Origin of the sequence: Bradyrhizobium sp. PUT101, from assembly GCF_052043945.1 — a bacterium.
GTDB lineage: Bacteria > Pseudomonadota > Alphaproteobacteria > Rhizobiales > Xanthobacteraceae > Bradyrhizobium.
This window is the reverse complement of sequence record NZ_CP197207.1, coordinates 2,564,007-2,582,146: the sequence shown is the minus strand read 5'-3', so window position 1 is coordinate 2,582,146 and position 18,140 is coordinate 2,564,007. Positions and strand designations below refer to the sequence as shown.

The window sequence follows — 18,140 nt, the reverse complement described above, 5'->3', positions numbered from 1 at the left end:
GTTTTGAGCGCGCCGGGACAAGCCAGCGGCCGACAGGCCAACCAGGTCAGCCTTCCTGACCATCTTTTGGCGTTGCAGTTGCGGCCGTTTCTCGTCTAGAAACGGCCGTATCGGTCCTCCTGGCAACCAACCGTCAACGGTTTTCGCCGAGGATTTCGGGGCTCAAAAGGGTCTGGCAATGCTGATTCGCGGCCAAATCGAGGGGATTTCGGGGGAGGTGGCTCTGGCCGCCGCCACGACCTCGGCCGCGTTGCTGCCCACCCTCCTTATTGGCGGCCTTCTTCTTACTTGCCCCTGAGGGCCGGCTGGGCGCCACGCGCCTGGGCGCTCAGGGGTTGGTCGAGATCACCAGACACCTCAAGCGCCAAGGGACTAAAACGGTCTGAACGGCGCAAACGCTCAAAAGGAAATTTCGTATGGCCACCCAGAACAAGTCCGAGAGGGACCGCGTCATCATTTTCGACACCACGTTGCGCGACGGCGAGCAGTGCCCCGGTGCCACCATGACCTTCGAGGAGAAGCTCGAGGTTGCCGAGTTGCTGGATGATATGGGCGTCGACGTCATTGAGGCCGGCTTCCCGATCACCTCCGAAGGCGACTTCCAGGCGGTCAGCGAGATCGCCCGCCGCTCCAAGAACGCGGTCATCGCCGGACTGTCGCGCGCCCATCCCGCCGACATCGACCGCTGCGCCGAGGCGGTGAAGTTTGCAAAGCGCGGCCGCGTCCACACCGTGATCGCCACCTCGCCGCTGCACATGCGGGTGAAGCTGAACAAGACCCCGGAGCAGGTGGTCGAGACCTCGGTCGCCATGGTCGCGCGCGCCCGCAACCAGATCGACGACGTCGAATGGTCGGCCGAGGACGGCACCCGCAGCGAGATGGACTTTTTGTGCCGCATCGTCGAGGCCGTGATCAAGGCCGGCGCCACCACGGTGAACATCCCCGACACCGTCGGCTACACGGTGCCGGAGGAATACACTCACTTCATGAAGACGCTGATCGAGCGCGTGCCGAATTCAGACAAGGCCGTGTTCTCCGTGCACTGCCACAACGACCTCGGCATGGCGGTTGCGAACTCGCTGGCCGGCATCGTCGGCGGCGCGCGCCAGGTCGAGTGCACCATCAACGGAATCGGCGAGCGCGCCGGTAACGCCGCGCTCGAAGAGATCGTGATGGCGATCAACGTGCGCAACGACAAATTCCCCTACTGGAACAAGATCGACACCACCCAGCTCACCCGCGCCTCCAAGCTGGTGTCTGCGGCGACCTCGTTCCCGGTGCAGTACAACAAGGCAATCGTCGGCCGGAACGCCTTCGCGCATGAGAGCGGCATCCACCAGGACGGCGTGCTGAAGGACGCTTCCACCTACGAGATCATGCGGCCGGAGATGGTCGGCCTGAAGCAGTCCTCGCTGGTGCTCGGCAAGCATTCCGGCCGCCACGCCTTCGTGCACAAGCTGGAGGAGATGGGCTACAAGCTCGGCCCCAACCAGCTGGAAGATGCGTTCACGCGGATGAAGGCGCTGGCCGACCGCAAGAAGGACATCTACGACGAGGACATCGAGGCGCTGGTCGACGAGGAGATGGCGGCGTCCCACGATCGCATCAAGCTGACCTCGCTGACCGTGATTGCCGGCACCCATGGCCCGCAGCGCGCGACCATGAAGCTCGACGTCGACGGCCAGATCAAGATCGAGGAGGCCGAGGGCAACGGTCCGGTGGACGCGGTGTTCAACTGCATCAAGCGCCTTGTGCCGCACGAGGCCAAGCTGGAGCTGTACCAGGTCCACGCCGTCACCGAAGGTACCGATGCGCAGGCCGAAGTCTCGGTGCGGCTGTCGCATGACGGCCGTTCGATGACGGCGCGGGCGGCGGACCCGGATACGCTGGTGGCCTCGGCCAAGGCCTATCTCGGCGCGCTCAACAAGATCGTCATGAAGCGCCAGCGCGATACGGTGACGGCGGCGGCGGCGAGCTGACACTGCTGGTCTTCGCCTCTTCCGCTTGCGGGAGAGGCCGACGCTCTCCGGGCGATGCGAAGCATCGTTCCTGGGGCGGCGGGCGAGGGCTCCTGCCGAACGGGGATTGTCCCGTTGCGCATACACCCTCTCGCCAACCCTCTCCTGCATGCGGGAGAGGGCGCGCACCGGTGCTTGCGGCGTTCACCATGAATAGCTGTCCTGCTAAGGGCCAATAGCGGCCGCCTGCGCGAGCCGCTATTGATGCAGTCGGCATAAGATTGGCTACCCGCACCGCCGGGCGGCTCAAACAACAACAGGGAGAGACTATGCGCACTTTAGCGATCGCCGCGTCCATCGCGGCACTGGCACTCGGACTTGCCGGGCCGGCATCGGCTCAATCGCCGATCATCATCAAGTTCAGCCACGTCGTCGCCACAGACACGCCGAAGGGCAAGGGGGCGGAGAAGTTCAAGGAGCTCGCCGAGAAGTACACCGGCGGCAAGGTCAAGGTCGAGATCTATCCGAACTCGACGCTGTACAAGGACAAGGAAGAGCTCGAGGCGCTGCAGCTCGGCAGCGTGCAGATGCTGGCACCGTCCAACTCCAAGTTCGGACCGCTCGGCATCCGCGAGTTCGAGGTGTTCGATCTGCCCTACATTCTTCCGGACCTGAAGACGCTGCGGAAGGTGACGGAAGGCCCGCTCGGCACAAAGCTGCTCAAGCTGCTGGACGCCAAGGGCATCACGGGACTTGCCTATTGGGACAACGGCTTCAAGCAGATGAGCGCCAACAAGAAGCTGGTGACGCCGGCCGACTATCAGGGCGTCAAGTTCCGCATCCAGTCCTCGCGCGTGCTGCAGGCCCAGTTCAAGGCGCTCGGCTCGCTGCCGCAGGTGATGGCGTTCTCTGAAGTCTACCAGGCGCTGCAGACCGGCGTGGTCGACGGCCAGGAGAACACCTGGTCGAACATCTACACCCAGAAGATGCACGAGGTGCAGAAGTACATCACCGAGACCAATCACGGCTACATCGGCTACGTCGTGATCGTGAACAAGAAGTTCTGGGACGATCTGCCGGCCGACATCCGCGACCAGCTCACCAAGGCGATGAAGGAAGCGACCGCCTTCAGCAATGCGCAGTCGCAGAAGGAAAACGACGACGCGCTCGCCGAGATCAAGAAGAGCGGCAAGAGCGAGATCATCAAGCTCACGCCGGAGCAGAACGAGGCGATGCGCAAGGCGATGGAGCCGGTCTACAAGGATGCCGCCAGCCGGATCGGCCAGCCGCTGATCGACGAGTTCCAGAAGGAAGCCAAGAGCACCACGAACTGATCCGACGGACGATGAATGATGAACGAAGGCTTCCGTGCGAGCTGCACGGAAGCCTTCTTGTTGCGAATGATTTCCGATCGCGGCTGGAGGTAAAATCGGCCGTTACATCTTCGTAACAACGCGCTCCCTGTCCAAGTTGTAAGTTGCGCGTCAGCCGCGCCGCGCTCATCCTCAGCGTACCCTTCCAGAGGAGGTCCGTATGAGGAAGTTCACCATCGCCGCCATCGCCGTGCTCAGCATCGCCGGCTCGGGCGCGGTCTATGCCCAATATCATCGCCCGTGGATGGAGCATGCCCGCCACATGCGCATGAACCCCGAGGACCGCGCCGCCTTCGTCGACGCGCGGATCGCCGCCGTCCATGCCGGGCTGAAGCTCAACGCCGATCAGGAGAAGCTGTGGCCGCCGGTCGAGGCTGCCGTTCGGGATTTCGCCAAGCTGCGCATCGACCGCGCCAATGCGCGCATGAATGCCGGTCCCGGTGATGCCGACAAGCCGGAAGATCCGATCGCCCGCCTGCGCCAGCGCGCGGAGGACATGGGCGCCAGCTCCGCCGCCCTGAAGAAGATCGCCGATGCCGCCGATCCGCTCTACAAGACCCTGGACGACGGCCAGAAGCGGCGCCTCGCCGTGCTGACCCGCCACCGCGGCCCGTTCGGCGGCGGCGAAGACGGCCCACGGCACCGCCACTTCATGGACCGCATGGACCGCATGATGGATCGGGGCATGGACCACTTCCACCATGACCGTTTCGACCGTGACGGCGGTCCGGACCGGGACCGCGAGGGCCGGCTCTGAGCGGCTCGGGTCTCCGGCCATTAACCTTGGCGAAGCCGCTGGAATCCAGCGGCTTTTCGCATTTCTAGGTTTGTGGACGAAGCCTTGGAAAACTTGCACCCGATCGCTTGCCATCCCCGGATCGCTTTGCTAAACGACCGGCCTCGCAAGGCTTTGACCGCCTTTCGGGCGCATAGCTCAGTTGGTAGAGCAGCTGACTCTTAATCAGCGGGTCCCAGGTTCGAGCCCTGGTGCGCCCACCACCCTTAAGAGATTGGCCCGCAAGGGCTTTTTTAAATTCCTCGGCAGAACAAACCGGGTCTCGTGCGACGCTTTTAATGGTCGTACGTCGCACGCCGTGCGACGAGTCGGATAATTAGGGGCCGAAGCCTATCCACCGCTGAAACACGCCAGCCAAATGAGACCTACCGGTCTGTGTTCAGCCATGCCTTCCTTCCGCACCTGCAATTCAAGCCTGTCGATGCCGGAATCGGTGCGAGCCGCATTGCGGGCGCGGTAGTGTTCACGATGGTCTGCGCGCTTCGGTATGAATGCCCTGTGATGTTGCAGATCGTCAGCAAGTCGCAGCCAGCCCGATCGAGAAGCATGACGCAGGTATCACGTAGGTCTTGGTCGTGCTTTTGGTCGAGTTCGCCGGCGCCGTTGAGGAACATCAGAGCGGGGCAAGGCTTCAGACGCCATGCTGTCTCATGGCCATTGCTGTCGCGTGCGGTCTGCGCATCCAGCCATTCCGCCAATGCGCGCTTGCGCTGATCGACCGCTCGAGCGCGCTGCGCCTTGTTCTCCTCGTCGAGAGGAATAGGGGCGAACAGCCCGTCGACATTCTTAATCAGTTCGGCGTTCAGTCGCTCTGCGCGGACAATTGCCTGGCGCGCGTTGTCGCGCGCGAGAAAGCCGAAGATTGCGACGACCCGGGCGGTCGACACCCAATGGCGATAGGTACTCTCGTCGTAAGGCTCACCATTGTCCTCGTTGACCACGAGCTCGGGTGGGACCTTACCCAGTTGAAGCCGAAGCTTGAGTTCCTTTATTCGTGCACGCGAGGCATTTAGCCGTGCGCTGAGTTGTGGCGCCTCTTTGATGTCGACAAGCTCGCCGGTCTTGCTCTGCCGGAACGCGTGCCGGCCCTCGACGTCGCTCTCATTGCGCATAGTTAGACGGTCAGTCTGACGTTGCCCGGTGAACAACGCAAGATGGAAGCTGTCCCCCACCGAGGGCCGGTCGATCGCATCGGCTGCTGCGACCCAAGCCGAAAATTCGGACATCGCAACCTGTACGATGCGTCCGTCCGGATGATCGAACTCCATGCCTTCTCGCGGGTTGGGTCCGAGACGCCACAAGACGCTTTCCTGTCCCCAAGTGAATGCCGCTGAGAGCGTGGCTATCATCGAGAGCGCCATATGATGGCCGCGAGCCGATTTCGCATAGTTATAGAAGGCTCGGAACTCCGGTTTGCCGATTGATGTCGGAGTGGCAGTCGCGATCGCCTCGAGTTCTCGAACGGGCTCGGCTACGCCGAGCAGCTTGGCGGCACGGATTTCGGCACGCATCTTCGCCGCGGATTCGCGTGATTGCGGTCGGTACAAGATAGCGGAGATACATTTGCGATAGGAAGATTGCGAGGCGGACGACAACGCCTTGAACTCAACCGACTTGCTCCAATCGTCCAGAAGATCTTCGATCGTAGAACGCTTCCGGATCGTAATTTTCTTTGGCAGCTTGCCAGCACGGCGAGCCGCCTCAATTTCCGACTTTCGCTTGTCTGAAAAGTCTGAGGCTTCTTGGAGATTGAACCGCGCACCGACCGGACGTCCTTTTTCATCGTATTGCCTTCCGTCTTTGCGCGACCTGGACGCAGAGATGCCTGTCGAAGGCATCGTACATGGGAACTGGCGCATTTCCTGGCGTCGGCTGGATGCAAGTTCGCTTAGGACTACTTCTTCAGCTGCGCGGTCGACTCTGCTGAGGCAACGACTTTACTGCAAGAAAGCGTCCTTTTCTTCGACTTGACCTATACAAAACGCAAAAAAAGCGGTGGTCGTTTGATATCGACGCTGGCGCGTTGATAAGCATATCCAGTTAGCGGAGGTGGCTGATAGTTTCCGGCCTGTTGATGAGCTCCTGTTGGGGATACGTGCTCACCTTGCAGTTCTCGCCGTGCTCGCTGATATCTTCGATCTCTCGCGTCCGCCATGCCATTGGGAGTAGCAGAGACTTCGACGAGCCGCTTCCGCGCGGGTGATCATACCTTATTGAAATTGAAATGTGCCCTCGAGGGTTGCAAACGTCTCGCGGAGATAGGCCGAGGGCGGGCGTTTTCCATTGTCCTTGCTCCAGGCGTCGACCGCCAGACGAAACGCGCCCACAGTGACCATTGCGGCAATACGCAAGGACTTTCGATGCTTCGCTTGCGGCCACTTCTCGCAAAGCGCCTCGAAGATCGCTTGCTCCTGGGCGACATACTTTGCGTGACTCGCCGACATCAGGGCAGGGCTCGATCGGATGACACGATCCAGCACGATGCTTTGATCCGAATGGTAGCTGCTAGTTAGTTTCAGAAGCGCATTCTTCACAGTATCGACGGGCGTTTGGTGAGGCGGTTCGGCGATTACGGCCGCACGCATCAGGTGCGTGAAGTTGCTTTGCCAGACCAGGATGATGTCTTCTTTGGACTTGAAATAATAGAAGAACGTCCTTCGGGAAATCCCCGCCGCTTCGGCGATCGCTTCCAAGGTCGTGTTCTCATATCCGTCGGTCATGAACAGCCGAAGTCCAGTCTCTGCGATCCGCGCCAGCGTCTCGCGGCGTTTACGCTCCCGCACTCCCTCTTCGGTCTCCTGTCGATCACCCAACATCACGCCCTTCAGATTGCCACTTGAAATATTGCACTCGGTGCAATATTTATTTTCGCACAGAGTGTAACGTTTTGCAAGGAGTGGGTCGTGAACGTGTCAAACCGAACGAGCGGCGAGGCAGGCCGCGTTATCGTCACCGGAACGGGCGGATTGGGGTTCGAGACCGGACTGGCACTGGCCAAACTCGGTTGGAAGGTGATCATCGCCGGACGGCATGCAGGCAAGGGCACTGCGGCTGTCAAGGAAATCAAAAGCCAGGTTCCAGAGGCGTCGCTTGTCTTCGAACAAGTCGATCTTGCCGATCTGGCGTCCATTGCAGCCTTCGGTCGTCGGTTGAACGCGGTCTACGACCGCGTTGACATGTTGATTAACAATGCGGGTGTCATGACCCCGCCCAGGCGACGGGTCACCGTCGACGGGTTCGAACTGCAGTTCGGGGTCAATTATCTGGGACATTTGCCCTGACGTCACACATGCTTCCGCTATTGCGCAGAGGAAGGGCACCTAAGGTGATCAGCGTGTCGAGCATCGCGAACCGCGACGCTCGGATCAATTTCGAGGATCTGCAGAGCGCGCGCGCATACAAGCCCTTCGAGGCCTATGGACAGTCAAAACTCGCGCAACTCATGTTCGCATTCGAACTCCAGCGACGCAGCCAGGAGAACGGCTGGGGTGTCGCAAGCCTGGCCGCGCATCCAGGGCTGGCGCGTACGGAGATCATCCCGAACGGTTCTGGAAGACTAAGCAGCTCCTTCCTGCTTCGTCAGCTGTTGTGGTTCGTTTTTCAATCCCCTGCCCAAGGCGCGTGTCCGACGTTGTCTGCAGCGACGTCGCCCGCCGCGAACCCGGGAGGCTACTACGGGCCAGATAGGTGGAATGAGGTTCGCGGCAGTCCGGCCCCTGCGCGGATTCCCGAGCGCGCGCAGGATCGCAAGGATGCTGCTCAACTTTGGGACCTGTCGGAACGTTTGATCGGAATTTCATTCGGAGAATCGAACTCCGCGGATTTCCTACTTCAACAAACGGCATCCGGGTGATCGACGCCGCGCAGACAAGTTCGGAAATAATCGCGACATGCAGCCGCCTTGGAGTGTCGCCTAATCAGCTCTGCTCGCGGACGAGGCTTCTCTCTCCGTCGATGCGAAAACGGATCGCCCCACGGTCCAATCGATACCGCGACACAATGACGCCGAGATCAAAACTTGAATTCCCGCACTCAGTGTAAATAATATCGCACCGAGTGCAAAGTATAGTTCATGGGATGAGGCGAGACATGAAGCTCAACATCAATGGCCAAGGCTTGACGATAGACGTTGATCCGGACACGCCTCTTCTCTGGGCGATCCGCGATCATCTGCATATGACCGGTACGAAGTACGGCTGTGGGATCGCGCAATGCGGTGCCTGCACCGTCCTGGCCGACGGCCATGCCGTTCGCTCCTGCTCGCTATCTATCGAAAGTGCGCAGGGAATGCAGATCACTACGATCGAGGGGCTTGGGGGCGATCACCCGCTCCAGCGCGCATGGATCAAGCGCGATGTCGCGCAATGCGGGTACTGCCAGTCCGGCCAGATCATGCAAGCGGCAGCGCTGCTTGCCGCAAATCCAAAGCCAACCGACTCGGACATCGATGTTGCCATGGCTGGCAATGTCTGTCGCTGCGGGACTTATCAGCGAATCAGGGCGGCCATCAAAGACGCGGCAGGAGTGGTCTAATGACGTCGCCTCGAACGAAATCCAGCGCTCTCGCCCTCACAAGACGCAAGCTCGTGCTGGGCGGCAGCCTGGTCGGCGGCGCCCTGATCATCGGGTACACCGCAATGAACTTCGGTGCGGTGGCATCGGGGGCGCTGAGCATCGGCGCGGAAGCGCCCGTGAGCAGCCCGTTTGGGCCGTTCATCACAATCGATCGCGACAATTGGGTAACCGTCGTCAACTCCTATCAGGAAATGGGGCAGGGTATCCATGCGGGCGTCGCGGCCATCGTCGCGGAAGAGCTGGATGCGGACTGGAGCAAGGTGAAGGTCATGTCGGCCCCCGCCAATGCCGCCGTCTATAGGAATAGGGCGATGGGCATGCAGGCCACGGCGGGATCCAGCGCGATCGCCGGGGCCTGGACTCAACTGCGAATGGCCGGCGCCGCGGCGCGAGAGATGTTCGTGCTTGCCGCCGCAGCAAAATGGGAGGTGTCGGCCGGGACTGTTTATGTCCGCAACGGCATGGTCATCCATGCAGGTTCGGGCCGTCAGGAGAGTTTTGGCGATCTCCTGGAAATGGCAGCGAAGCAGGAGGCACCTGCGGCGCCGCTGCTGAAGGAGATCGAGAGCTTCGCACTGGTCGGATCGCGCCGCGTCAAGAGGATGGACGGCGCTTCGAAAGCGACGGGTGCCGTGACCTACACGCAGGACGTCCAGATGCCGGGAATGCTGGTAGCTATGGTGGCGCATCCACCGCATTTCGGCGGCAAGGTGCAGTCTTTCGATGCCGTTGCGGCGCGGAAGATTAAAGGCGTTGTCGACGTCTTTGCGATACCGAGCGGAGTTGCGGTAGTTGCTCAGGATACTTGGTCAGCGCGCAAGGGCAGAGACGCGCTTACCGTCACCTGGGATGACAGCGCCACCGAAAAGCGATCGTCGGAGCAGCTTCTGCAGCTCTATCGACGGATCGGAGAGGGCGGCACCGACGATCGCGGCGCCTCGTATCATTCGAAGGGCGATCCGGCGACGGCTTTTAGGGAAGCATATCTCGAGGCCAGCTACGATTTCCCGTATCTTGCGCATGCTCCGATGGAGCCGATGAACTGCGTCGCGCAGGTAGATGGGCGCCGAGTCAAGCTCACCTTCGCCTCGCAGCTCCAGACCGTCGACCAAGTCAACAGCGCTCTCGCCACCATCACCCTTCCCGGAATGGTGCACATCGAGACGCTCCCTGCCGGAGGATCATTCGGCCGGCGCGGTGGCCTGTCGTCCGGCTATGTCGTGGAAAGTGTTCGGATCGCACGTCACGTCGGCAAGGGCAGGCCTGTGAAGCTCGTCTGGACGCGCGAGGACGACATGACGGGGGGGTATTATCGACCGATGGCGCATCATCGCTTGTGGGTCGATCGCGGTGCCGACGGATTGCCGGCCGCATGGCGTCATCACACGGTCGCACAATCTTTGCTGCCGGTCGGCCCCAATGTGACCGAAGTGGAGGGCATCAAGAACTCGCCATACGTCGCAGGCTGCGCGGTTGCTGATTGCCGCGTATTTTCGCCGAGCGTCGGCGTGCCGGTCGGCTTCTGGCGATCGGTCGGACACTCCCATAACGCGATGGTGATGGAGCACACGATCGACCAGATCGCGCGTCTCGGCGACCTCGATCCGGCAGAGTATCGGCGCGCCATCTATCGCAAGGCAGGTGACGAGCGGCGACTGGCAGTTCTCGACCTTGCATGCGAGCGGGCGGGTTGGGGGAGCTCGATGCAGGGCGACTGGGCCCGCGGGCTGGCCGTGCACGAGGCGTTCGGAACCGTGGTCGCCCAGATCGCCGAGGTCGCTTTTGTCGAGGGACGCCCGCGTGTCCGTAGAGTCGTGTGCGCGGTGGACTGCGGGATCGCCGTGTCGCCCGATCAGGTCGCGGCGCAGATGGAGGGAGGCGTCTGCTTCGGTCTCAGCGCGGCCATGTATGGCAAGATCACGCTCGACGATGGCGTTCCCGCCCAAAGCAATTTCGACACTTACGAGGTCCTCCGTATCGACGATGCGCCGGTCGTGGAGACGCATATCGTCCCGTCTCGACGAGATCCGTCCGGAGTCGGCGAGCCCGGCGTGCCGCCGATCGCACCCGCTGTCGCTAATGCACTGCTTGTTTTGACGGGCAAGCCGACAACAAGCCTGCCATTCGTGGGCTGATCGGTCCGTCATGCAAAATTCCAGGTGCGCAATGTCTCATGACTTCATGTCGTTCTTTCTGGCGTGGCTTGCCTCGCCTGGCCGCGTCGGCGCGATCGCGCCGTCCGGCGATGCTCTCGCCGAACTGATTACGCGCGAGATTGGACCTTCGACCGGGCCTGTCGTTGAGCTCGGGCCCGGGACGGGAGCTTTCACCTACAAGCTTCTCAAACGAGGGGTGCGGCCGTCCGATCTCAGCCTCGTCGAATATGGCTCCGAATTCGTGAAGATCCTGCAGCTTCGCTTCCCAGGCGCCCGCGTCCTCTGGATGGATGCGGCACGCATTGGGTCGTCCGGTCTGTTCGGCGCGAGGGACGTCGGTGCAGTTGTCAGCGGGTTGCCCCTTCTGAACATGTCGCCGCGCAAGGTAATCGCGATCCTGGACGGTGCGTTTTCCGTGATCCGCGCGGGCGGCGCGTTCTATCAGTTCACATATGGCGTGAGGTGTCCGGTCCCGCGCCGCATTCTCGATCGGCTCGGCCTTAAGGCCACTCTGGTCGATCGAGCGATCCTGAACATCCCACCGGCGGCGGTCTACAGGCTCACGCGCAGGACGGCGCGGCCGGTCCTATCAGCGGATCACGAAGACGAACGAGTGAAGCTCAACAGCAAAAAATGGGAGACATCCGTTGAACCACGTGCAGGAATTGAACCCATCGAATTGGCTGGTGGAACGCATGCCGCTCATTAGCGATGTGCCGCTGATGAACCTGCGAGATGTCCTCGCCAAACTCACGGAGTGGGGCAAGGAATATCCGATCTTCCTCACCTTGCAGACGCGCACCGGCGCACTCGCGACGGCGCTGCGCGAATTCGGCGCCATGTGTCTGAGGGCTGAGAACTACGACCCGGCCGTCGAAGTGTTTCTGGCCGCCGTCTCCATGCGGCCCGACAATTGCTGGCTATGGCACAACCTGTCCACGGCCTATCAGGGAGCTTCGCAGGAAGACCGCGCGCTGCAGTGTGCACGGCGGGCGCTCGACCTCGACAGATCTCATGCCGAGATCTGGACGCAGTTCGGCGTGCTGTTGCGCGACACCGGGCAGGGCAAACAGGCCAAAGTCGCGTTTGAGCTCGCTTCTCGCGCAAGCCTTTCGAACTCGAAGTTCATTCAACGGAAAAGTGAGACGCCGACGGATTATCATCGGCAAAGGAAGGGAAACTAACCAATGATCTGGAAGATTTACGCTGCCGCCGCGATCGTGACCGCGCTCATTATTGCATCGCCGACGGGGGCGGCGAGGGCGGCGCAACCCGACGACATCGTCGGAACGTGGCAGTCCGAGACGATCAAGCTGGAATTCTTCAAGGCAGGCCCGGAATACAATGCACGCATTCTGTGGGGCAACCGAATCGTCGAGAGCGATGGCACGACCTTCAAGAAAGATACGCTCAACCCGGATCCGGCGCTTCGGTCGCGATCGCTCCAGGGCATTACGATGGTCACCGGTCTGGCCTACCAGAACGGCGAATGGACCGGCGGGAGCCTTTATGATGGATCTTCCGGGCGTCTGGTCAGCGGCAAGGCGGAGATTGTCGACGGCAAGCTCCATCTTCGCGGCTACATGGGTATACCGGCCATGGGACAAACCATGGTTCTGCAACGGGCGGCGGCACCTGCACCTCCTGCTGCAAAGTCGCCGATGCCGAAGCGCTGATCGAATGCAAGGAGCGACCGATGCCATGGACGGACCGTGGAGAGGAGATTTCTCCGGTAGCTATTCAGCTGCTCGGGCGCGCCCTGAGCAGCGTCCCGATCGACGATCTCAGACAATTCGTTGCGCTGATGGAGGCCGTTGAGTCGGTGCCGTCACCCACCGCGCGGCCTCGCCGCGCATTTGACCGAAGCGGGCGTCGGCGGGCGCACGAACATCGAAGCGGACGGTCATCTTCTCCGGCTGGCCGACCCGGAATGCGGCCGCCGAAGGCTTAGCAACGTTGAGAGAAATTCCCATCCAAAAGCTGCCTTGATTGGACCAAGAATGGTCGACGCGTAAGCAGGGTACGCCGGTTGCTAACGGGGAACGGTTTTCGTTCCGCCCATCCTCGGTCGGGATAGTGGAGGCCCAACGGTGGCAACAATGATATTTCGGAGCAAGTCGTGACGATCGGCTGGTTGAGTTTGCGTCATCTCTCAGTGAGGCTCGTCGTGGTCACTACGATGGTCTCCAGCCTCTCGCCTGCGCGAGCAGATACTTTCAGCGCCGGCTACCAGGCAAGAATGTCGGGTATCTCGATTGGGTCCGGCCATTTGACCGGCGACTTGAAAGCCGGAACCTATACGGCGACGTTGCGCGGAGATGTGTCGCTCCTGGGCATCTCGACCCGCTTCGTGGCATCGTCCAACAGGATTTCGCGGGACGCCAAGATATTGCCGGCCCGATATCAACTCCGCACGGAGGGCGTGACCGAACGCACAGTCACGGTTGATTTCTTGCCCGATCGCACCGCGGCGGTGTCGATCGAGCCATCTCCAACGGAGTCCGAGAAGCGCGGCCTCGTTCCGCTGGAAGACGCCGCTGTCGACGTCGGTCGTGCTCGACGACGGCACGGGCCGGTCCCTCGAAATCCTGATGGCTCTTATGGAGTGACCAGGGGGAGGTTGGCGGAAATCGGGCGTGGACCCATGCTCGGGTCATTAACCTCGGGATCCGACACATCGACAAGGCCATCCCACCCGCCTCCGAGTGCCTTGTTCAGGGCGACATAGTGGATTGCCAATGCAATCCTGCTTTGCACCAACGCGTCCTCGGCGGAGTAGAGGGAGCGTTCAGCATCGAGCACGGTGAAAAAGCTGGCAGAGCCGTTCCGGTACAGCGCTCGCGAGAGCGTCGACGCCTGCCGGTAGGAGTCGACGGAGGCCGAAAGTTTTCCAATTCGGATTCGCTCCTGCGCCAAGGCGACGATCGCATTCTCGACCTCTTCGAGCCCTTTGAGTACTGCTGCCTGATATTGCGTAAAGCTCTGATCGCGCTGTGCCTGCCTGACCTCTACCGCCGCCTTCAATTGTCCGCCATTGAAGATGGGAGCACTGAGTGTCGGGCCGACGGACCACCCGATCGAAGAATTCTTCCCGAGATCTCCGACCTTCAACCCCGTAGTGGAGATGTTTCCAGTGAGGCTTATCGTTGGATAGCGCGCGGCCTCGGCTTGGCCGATCTTTGCTGTAGCCTGCGCGAGTACGCGTTCGGCCTGCCGTATGTCAGGCCGCGACATCAGAATATCGGCGGGAATGCCGACCGGCATCGGCAGGCGAGGCTTGGGAATGGGAAGGCTGCGCTCCATCAACTCCATGAACACGCCCGGCGCCTGGCCGGTCAGCACGCTCAGCCGATGCACGGTGCCGGCATAAGAGGCTTCGAGACCCGGAACTGCAGCCTCCGTCGAACTCATTTGCCCCTTGGCGTTGGCAAGGTCGATGGCCGATGTGCCTCCTGCTTCGAACCTCGTGCCGGTGAGCTCGGCGGTCTCGCGCTGCGTGGCAACTGTTCGGCGCGCCAACGAAAGCCGGGTCTGGTACCCCCGCGCCATCGCGTAGTTTGATGCGACGTCGCCGATGAGCGTCAACAACGTGAGACGAAGCTGCTCGTCTGCGGCCTCCACGCCGTAGCTGGCCGCCTCGACTCCGCGTCCGTTCTTGCCGAAAATATCGATCTCCCAGCTGGCATCGAAGCCGGCTTGATATTGGACAAAGGCCGGGACGATCGCGGGAACGCTTTCGTTCGCCAAATTGGGCCCGCTTTTCTGGTAAGTCGTCCCGCTCGTCCCTCCAACTGTCGGGAATAGCGCTCCTGCCGATTGTCGATAATTCGCACGGGCCTCCCGGACGCGAGCCTTTGCGGTCGCGACATCGCGGTTCTGCAGCACCGCCTCATCGATCAGCGCATTCAGCAGCGGATCGTTCAGGCGCATCCACCAGCGCGCCAGCACCGGTGCTTCCGTTGACTGCGTCCGTTCGGCTGCGCTCCATTTCGTAGGAACACCCACCAGCGGGGGCAAGTAGTCGGGACCGACAGCGCAAGCACCGACCATGAGCGCCAGACCAGTCGCGGCGACCGCGCCGCGCACCCGCAATCGCTCCTCGCCCCGGAGCTGCTTCCGCCAATTCGCAAAGGCATCTCTTGCCGGTCTCATTCGACCGCCTCCTTCGAGGTAGCCACGACCTTGCTCTCGCGCGAGCCGAATTGGCTCATCACCACGACGTAGAAGACGGGGACAAAGAGTAGCGCGAGGAGGGTGGCGGAGAGCATGCCGCCGAAGACTCCGGTTCCGATCGCATGCTGGGTCTCTGCGCTGGCTCCCCGCGCGAGCATCAGCGGGACGACGCCGAGCGCGAACGCCAGCGAAGTCATCAGGATCGGTCGCAAACGGAGCCGGGCAGCTTCGACGACGGCGTCCCCGAGTCCTCGCCCCTCCGCACGCAAGCTCCTGGCGAACTCGACGATGAGAATCGCGTTCTTGGCCGACAGCCCGATGATGGTGATGAGCCCAACCTTGAAGAACACGTCGTTTTCGAGCCCACGAATTTGCACGGCGAGCACGGCGCCGAGAATGCCAAGAGGCACGACCAGCATGACCGAAAGCGGAATCGACCAGCTTTCGTACAGAGCCGCCAATACCAAGAATACGACGAGCGTCGACAGCGCGAGCAGGATCGGCGCCTGCGAGGTGGAGTCTTTCTCCTGCAGCGACTGCCCGGTCCATTCGACCACGAAGCCGGCCGGAAGCTTTGCGGCCAGCCGCTCCATCTCCGCCATGGCGTCGCCGCTGGAGACGCCTGGCGCGGCGTTGCCGGAAATACGCGCTGTCGGATAGCCGTTGTACCGCACGAGTTGAAGCGGTTCCTCGCCCCACACGGGTGTGACCACTTCCGACAAGGACACCATGCCGCCGGCATTATTCCGGAGGTAGAGCTTCAGAACGTCGTCGATCTGCATGCGGTTCGGCGCGTCCGCCTGAACGACCACTTGTTGCAGCCGTCCGGCATTCGGAAAGTCGCTCACGTAGGTCGACCCCATGGCCGCGGTCAGCGTGTCGCTGATCATGTTGAAAGGCACGCCGAGGGCTTCGGCCTTCTGGCGGTCGATCTTCAGATTCACGCTCGGTCCGTTCGGCAGACCTTCAGGATAGACCCCGCTGACGAGCCTGCTTTGCGCTGCAAGCTCCAGCAGTTTGGCTTGAGCCGCCATCAATGCGGGGTGGTCGCGATTGGCGCGGTCTTCAAGGCGCAGCGCGAACCCGTTGGTGGTGCCCAGAGACTCGATCGCCGGCGGTTTCATGCTCATGACCGTACCCTCGGGCACCTTGGCCATCGCCGCGGTGGCGGCGGCGACCTCGTCGCCAACGGTCGCATCCCGTTCGCTCCAATCCTTGAGGCTCGTGAACGACATCGCCGCGTTCGATCCGGAGCCGGAGAAGCCAAAGCCGATGATGGACGTGTTGCCCGCAACGGCCGCCCGCGTCGCGACGTAGGCATCGTATTGCTTGACGATATCGAGGGTTCGTTCGGCCGTCGCGTCGGCCGGCAGCGTGAAGCTCGTCATGAAGTTGCCCTGATCCTCGGCCGGAACGAACGACGATGGCAACCGCATGTAACTATGGGCGAGCGCGGCGACGATGACGGCATAGAGAGCCGTCATGCGCCCCGTCCTGCGTACCAACGCCGCGACCCAGCCGGCATAGCCTTCCGTCATCCGGTTGAAAGTCCGGTTGAACCAACCAAGGAAGCCGTTCCTCTCGTGATGGCCGGCGCCGATCGGCTTAAGCAACGTGGCGCATAGCGCGGGAGTCAGCGTGAGCGCCAGGAATGCCGAGAACAGGATCGACACCGCCATCGACAGCGTGAACTGCCGATAGATCGCGCCGACCGAGCCGCTCGCGAGTCCCATGGGAATGAACACGGCGGTCAGAACGAGAGTGATCCCGATGATTGCCCCGGTGATCTCCTTCATGGCCTTCTGGGTGGCTTCCTTGGGCGGAAGGCCCTCGGCGGCCATGATCCGTTCGACATTCTCGACCACCACGATCGCGTCGTCGACGACGATACCGATCGCGAGAACGATGCCGAACATCGTCAGCACGTTGATCGAATATCCAGCCGCCCACATGACCGAGAAGGTGCCGAGCAGCGCGATCGGCGCGACGATGGCCGGGATCAGCGTGTATCGAATGCTCTGGAGAAACAGGAGCATCACCAGGAAGACGAGCACCATGGCCTCGATCAAGGTGTGGACGACCTTCTCGATCGATATCTTCACAAAAGGGGCTGTGTCGAAGGCGATGGCATAGCCCATCCTCTCCGGCATGGCCGGCGCGAGTTCGGCAAGGCGCGCATAGACGGCCGCGGCGGCGCGCACGGCATTGGCGCCTGGCGCCAGCTGGATCCCGGCAGCCGTCGCCGGCTTGCCATTTTCAAGGGTCGAAAAGCCTGTGCTCTGCGCGCCGAGTTCGACGCGGGCCACGTCGCCCAATACCAGCTTGGAGCCGTCGCTTTCGGCGCGCAGAACAATCGCCCTGAACTCCTCGGGCGTCTGCAACTGGCCCTGCACAGTGAGCGGAATACTGACTTTCTGTCCGGGGACCGTAGGCTCGGCGCCCACCCGGCCCGGCGCGATCTGGGCGTTCTGCGCCTGGATCGCACCCGTGATTTGGGCCAGCGACAGCGAGTAGGACACCAGCTTGGCGGGATCGACCCAAATCCGCATCGCTCGTTCCGAACCGAAGGTCTGGACGCGGCCGACGCCTTCCACGCGCTTCAGCTCCTGCACGATATTGCGTGTCATGTAGTCGCCGAGCGCCAGTTCGTCATAGGCGCCATCGGCCGAGTTGAGCGTGACGATCATCAGAAAGTCCGAGGCCGCCGATTCGACGGTGACGCCCATGCGCCGGACCGCCTCGGGAAGCCGCGGTTCAATAGCCTTCAGACGGTTCTGGACGTCAACCTGGGCCAGATCGGCCGCGGTGCCCGGCTTGAACGTCGCGGTGATGCTCGCGCTGCCGGATGTATCGACGGTCGATTCGAAATACAGCAGGTTCTTGACGCTCGACAGTTCCCTTTCGATCAGTGTGACGACGCTGTCGTTGATCGTCTGCGGCGTCGCCCCGGTATAGGTCGCATAGATGCTAACACTGGGAGGCGCGATGGCCGGAAAGCGCGACACCGGGAGCTGCGTAATGGCGATTGCGCCGACCAGCGCGATGAAGATCGCGATGACCCAGGCGAACACGGGGCGATCGATGAAGAACTGAGACATCGTGCTGTCGC

General features: G+C 61.8%; 14 protein-coding genes and 1 tRNA gene. 11 read left to right on the top strand and 4 right to left on the bottom strand.

Annotation, left to right across the window (positions count from 1 at the left end; all coding sequences use genetic code 11):
- The first annotated feature begins 416 nt into the window (after positions 1-416).
- From ACSHT2_RS12745 to ACSHT2_RS12730, 4 genes are all read left to right on the top strand, one after another.
- A complete protein-coding gene (locus ACSHT2_RS12745) occupies positions 417-1,979 on the top strand; it encodes a 2-isopropylmalate synthase (RefSeq protein WP_440641862.1) in 1,563 nt (520 codons plus the stop codon).
- 308 nt (positions 1,980-2,287) lie between these two features.
- Positions 2,288-3,292 carry a TRAP transporter substrate-binding protein gene (locus tag ACSHT2_RS12740; protein WP_319335096.1) on the top strand — a complete coding sequence of 335 codons (1,005 nt, stop codon included), beginning with the start codon at positions 2,288-2,290 and terminating at the stop codon, positions 3,290-3,292.
- 199 nt (positions 3,293-3,491) lie between these two features.
- Positions 3,492-4,088, top strand: coding sequence for a Spy/CpxP family protein refolding chaperone (locus ACSHT2_RS12735; protein WP_440641861.1), 597 nt, complete (start codon positions 3,492-3,494; stop codon positions 4,086-4,088).
- 166 nt (positions 4,089-4,254) lie between these two features.
- Positions 4,255-4,330 (top strand) — tRNA-Lys (locus tag ACSHT2_RS12730).
- 162 nt (positions 4,331-4,492) lie between these two features.
- On the opposite strand, the gene ACSHT2_RS12725 is transcribed toward ACSHT2_RS12730, so the two are convergent.
- A complete protein-coding gene (locus tag ACSHT2_RS12725) occupies positions 4,493-5,986 on the bottom strand; it encodes a hypothetical protein (protein WP_440641860.1) in 1,494 nt (497 codons plus the stop codon).
- A gap of 351 nt (positions 5,987-6,337) precedes the next feature.
- Complete coding sequence (locus ACSHT2_RS12720) at positions 6,338-6,943, bottom strand: TetR/AcrR family transcriptional regulator (protein ID WP_440641859.1); 606 nt, start codon at positions 6,941-6,943, stop codon at positions 6,338-6,340.
- Positions 6,944-7,030: 87 nt separating this feature from the next.
- On the opposite strand from ACSHT2_RS12720, the gene ACSHT2_RS12715 reads away from it, so the two are divergent.
- The 7 genes from ACSHT2_RS12715 to ACSHT2_RS12685 all read left to right on the top strand — a co-directional run bounded on the left by ACSHT2_RS12715 (position 7,031) and on the right by ACSHT2_RS12685 (position 12,534).
- Entirely contained in the window at positions 7,031-7,408 is a 378-nt protein-coding gene (locus ACSHT2_RS12715; RefSeq protein WP_440641858.1) for an SDR family NAD(P)-dependent oxidoreductase, read from the top strand.
- 53 nt (positions 7,409-7,461) lie between these two features.
- Complete coding sequence (locus tag ACSHT2_RS12710) at positions 7,462-7,980, top strand: hypothetical protein (protein WP_440641857.1); 519 nt, start codon at positions 7,462-7,464, stop codon at positions 7,978-7,980.
- Between the two features lie 236 nt (positions 7,981-8,216).
- A complete protein-coding gene (locus tag ACSHT2_RS12705) occupies positions 8,217-8,660 on the top strand; it encodes a (2Fe-2S)-binding protein (protein ID WP_440641856.1) in 444 nt (147 codons plus the stop codon).
- Positions 8,661-8,713: 53 nt separating this feature from the next.
- The gene (locus ACSHT2_RS12700; RefSeq protein ID WP_440641855.1) at positions 8,714-10,837 is read left to right on the top strand and encodes a molybdopterin cofactor-binding domain-containing protein; all 2,124 of its coding nucleotides are present in this window, start codon (positions 8,714-8,716) and stop codon (positions 10,835-10,837) included.
- Between the two features lie 31 nt (positions 10,838-10,868).
- The gene (locus ACSHT2_RS12695) at positions 10,869-11,567 is read left to right on the top strand and encodes a class I SAM-dependent methyltransferase (RefSeq protein WP_440641854.1); all 699 of its coding nucleotides are present in this window, start codon (positions 10,869-10,871) and stop codon (positions 11,565-11,567) included.
- Complete coding sequence (locus ACSHT2_RS12690) at positions 11,554-12,042, top strand: tetratricopeptide repeat protein (protein WP_440641853.1); 489 nt, start codon at positions 11,554-11,556, stop codon at positions 12,040-12,042. Before ACSHT2_RS12695 ends, ACSHT2_RS12690 begins: the two co-directional genes overlap by 14 nt.
- 3 nt (positions 12,043-12,045) lie before the next feature.
- On the top strand, positions 12,046-12,534 hold the full coding sequence (locus ACSHT2_RS12685; RefSeq protein ID WP_440641852.1) for a DUF2147 domain-containing protein: 489 nt from the start codon (positions 12,046-12,048) through the stop codon (positions 12,532-12,534).
- Positions 12,535-13,456: 922 nt separating this feature from the next.
- Here the strand turns inward: ACSHT2_RS12685 and ACSHT2_RS12680 are convergent.
- Together ACSHT2_RS12680 and ACSHT2_RS12675 are read right to left on the bottom strand one after the other, a co-directional pair.
- Positions 13,457-15,010 carry an efflux transporter outer membrane subunit gene (locus tag ACSHT2_RS12680; protein ID WP_440641851.1) on the bottom strand — a complete coding sequence of 518 codons (1,554 nt, stop codon included), beginning with the start codon at positions 15,008-15,010 and terminating at the stop codon, positions 13,457-13,459.
- Positions 15,007-18,129, bottom strand: coding sequence for a multidrug efflux RND transporter permease subunit (locus ACSHT2_RS12675; protein ID WP_440641850.1), 3,123 nt, complete (start codon positions 18,127-18,129; stop codon positions 15,007-15,009). Before ACSHT2_RS12675 ends, ACSHT2_RS12680 begins: the two co-directional genes overlap by 4 nt.
- Between the last annotated feature and the right edge of the window lie 11 nt (positions 18,130-18,140).

Excerpts from the sequence above, each read along its gene's own strand:
- ACSHT2_RS12680 (WP_440641851.1), bottom strand. The coding sequence starts at position 15,010 with ATGAGACCGGCAAGAGATGCCTTTGCGAATTGGCGGAAGCAGCTCCGG.
- ACSHT2_RS12690 (WP_440641853.1), top strand. The coding sequence starts at position 11,554 with ATGCCGCTCATTAGCGATGTGCCGCTGATGAACCTGCGAGATGTCCTC.
- ACSHT2_RS12725 (WP_440641860.1), bottom strand. The coding sequence starts at position 5,986 with ATGCGCCAGTTCCCATGTACGATGCCTTCGACAGGCATCTCTGCGTCC.
- ACSHT2_RS12740 (WP_319335096.1), top strand. The coding sequence starts at position 2,288 with ATGCGCACTTTAGCGATCGCCGCGTCCATCGCGGCACTGGCACTCGGA.
- ACSHT2_RS12675 (WP_440641850.1), bottom strand. The coding sequence starts at position 18,129 with ATGTCTCAGTTCTTCATCGATCGCCCCGTGTTCGCCTGGGTCATCGCG.
- ACSHT2_RS12720 (WP_440641859.1), bottom strand. The coding sequence starts at position 6,943 with ATGTTGGGTGATCGACAGGAGACCGAAGAGGGAGTGCGGGAGCGTAAA.
- ACSHT2_RS12685 (WP_440641852.1), top strand. The coding sequence starts at position 12,046 with ATGATCTGGAAGATTTACGCTGCCGCCGCGATCGTGACCGCGCTCATT.
- ACSHT2_RS12695 (WP_440641854.1), top strand. The coding sequence starts at position 10,869 with ATGTCTCATGACTTCATGTCGTTCTTTCTGGCGTGGCTTGCCTCGCCT.
- ACSHT2_RS12705 (WP_440641856.1), top strand. The coding sequence starts at position 8,217 with ATGAAGCTCAACATCAATGGCCAAGGCTTGACGATAGACGTTGATCCG.
- ACSHT2_RS12745 (WP_440641862.1), top strand. The coding sequence starts at position 417 with ATGGCCACCCAGAACAAGTCCGAGAGGGACCGCGTCATCATTTTCGAC.
- ACSHT2_RS12735 (WP_440641861.1), top strand. The coding sequence starts at position 3,492 with ATGAGGAAGTTCACCATCGCCGCCATCGCCGTGCTCAGCATCGCCGGC.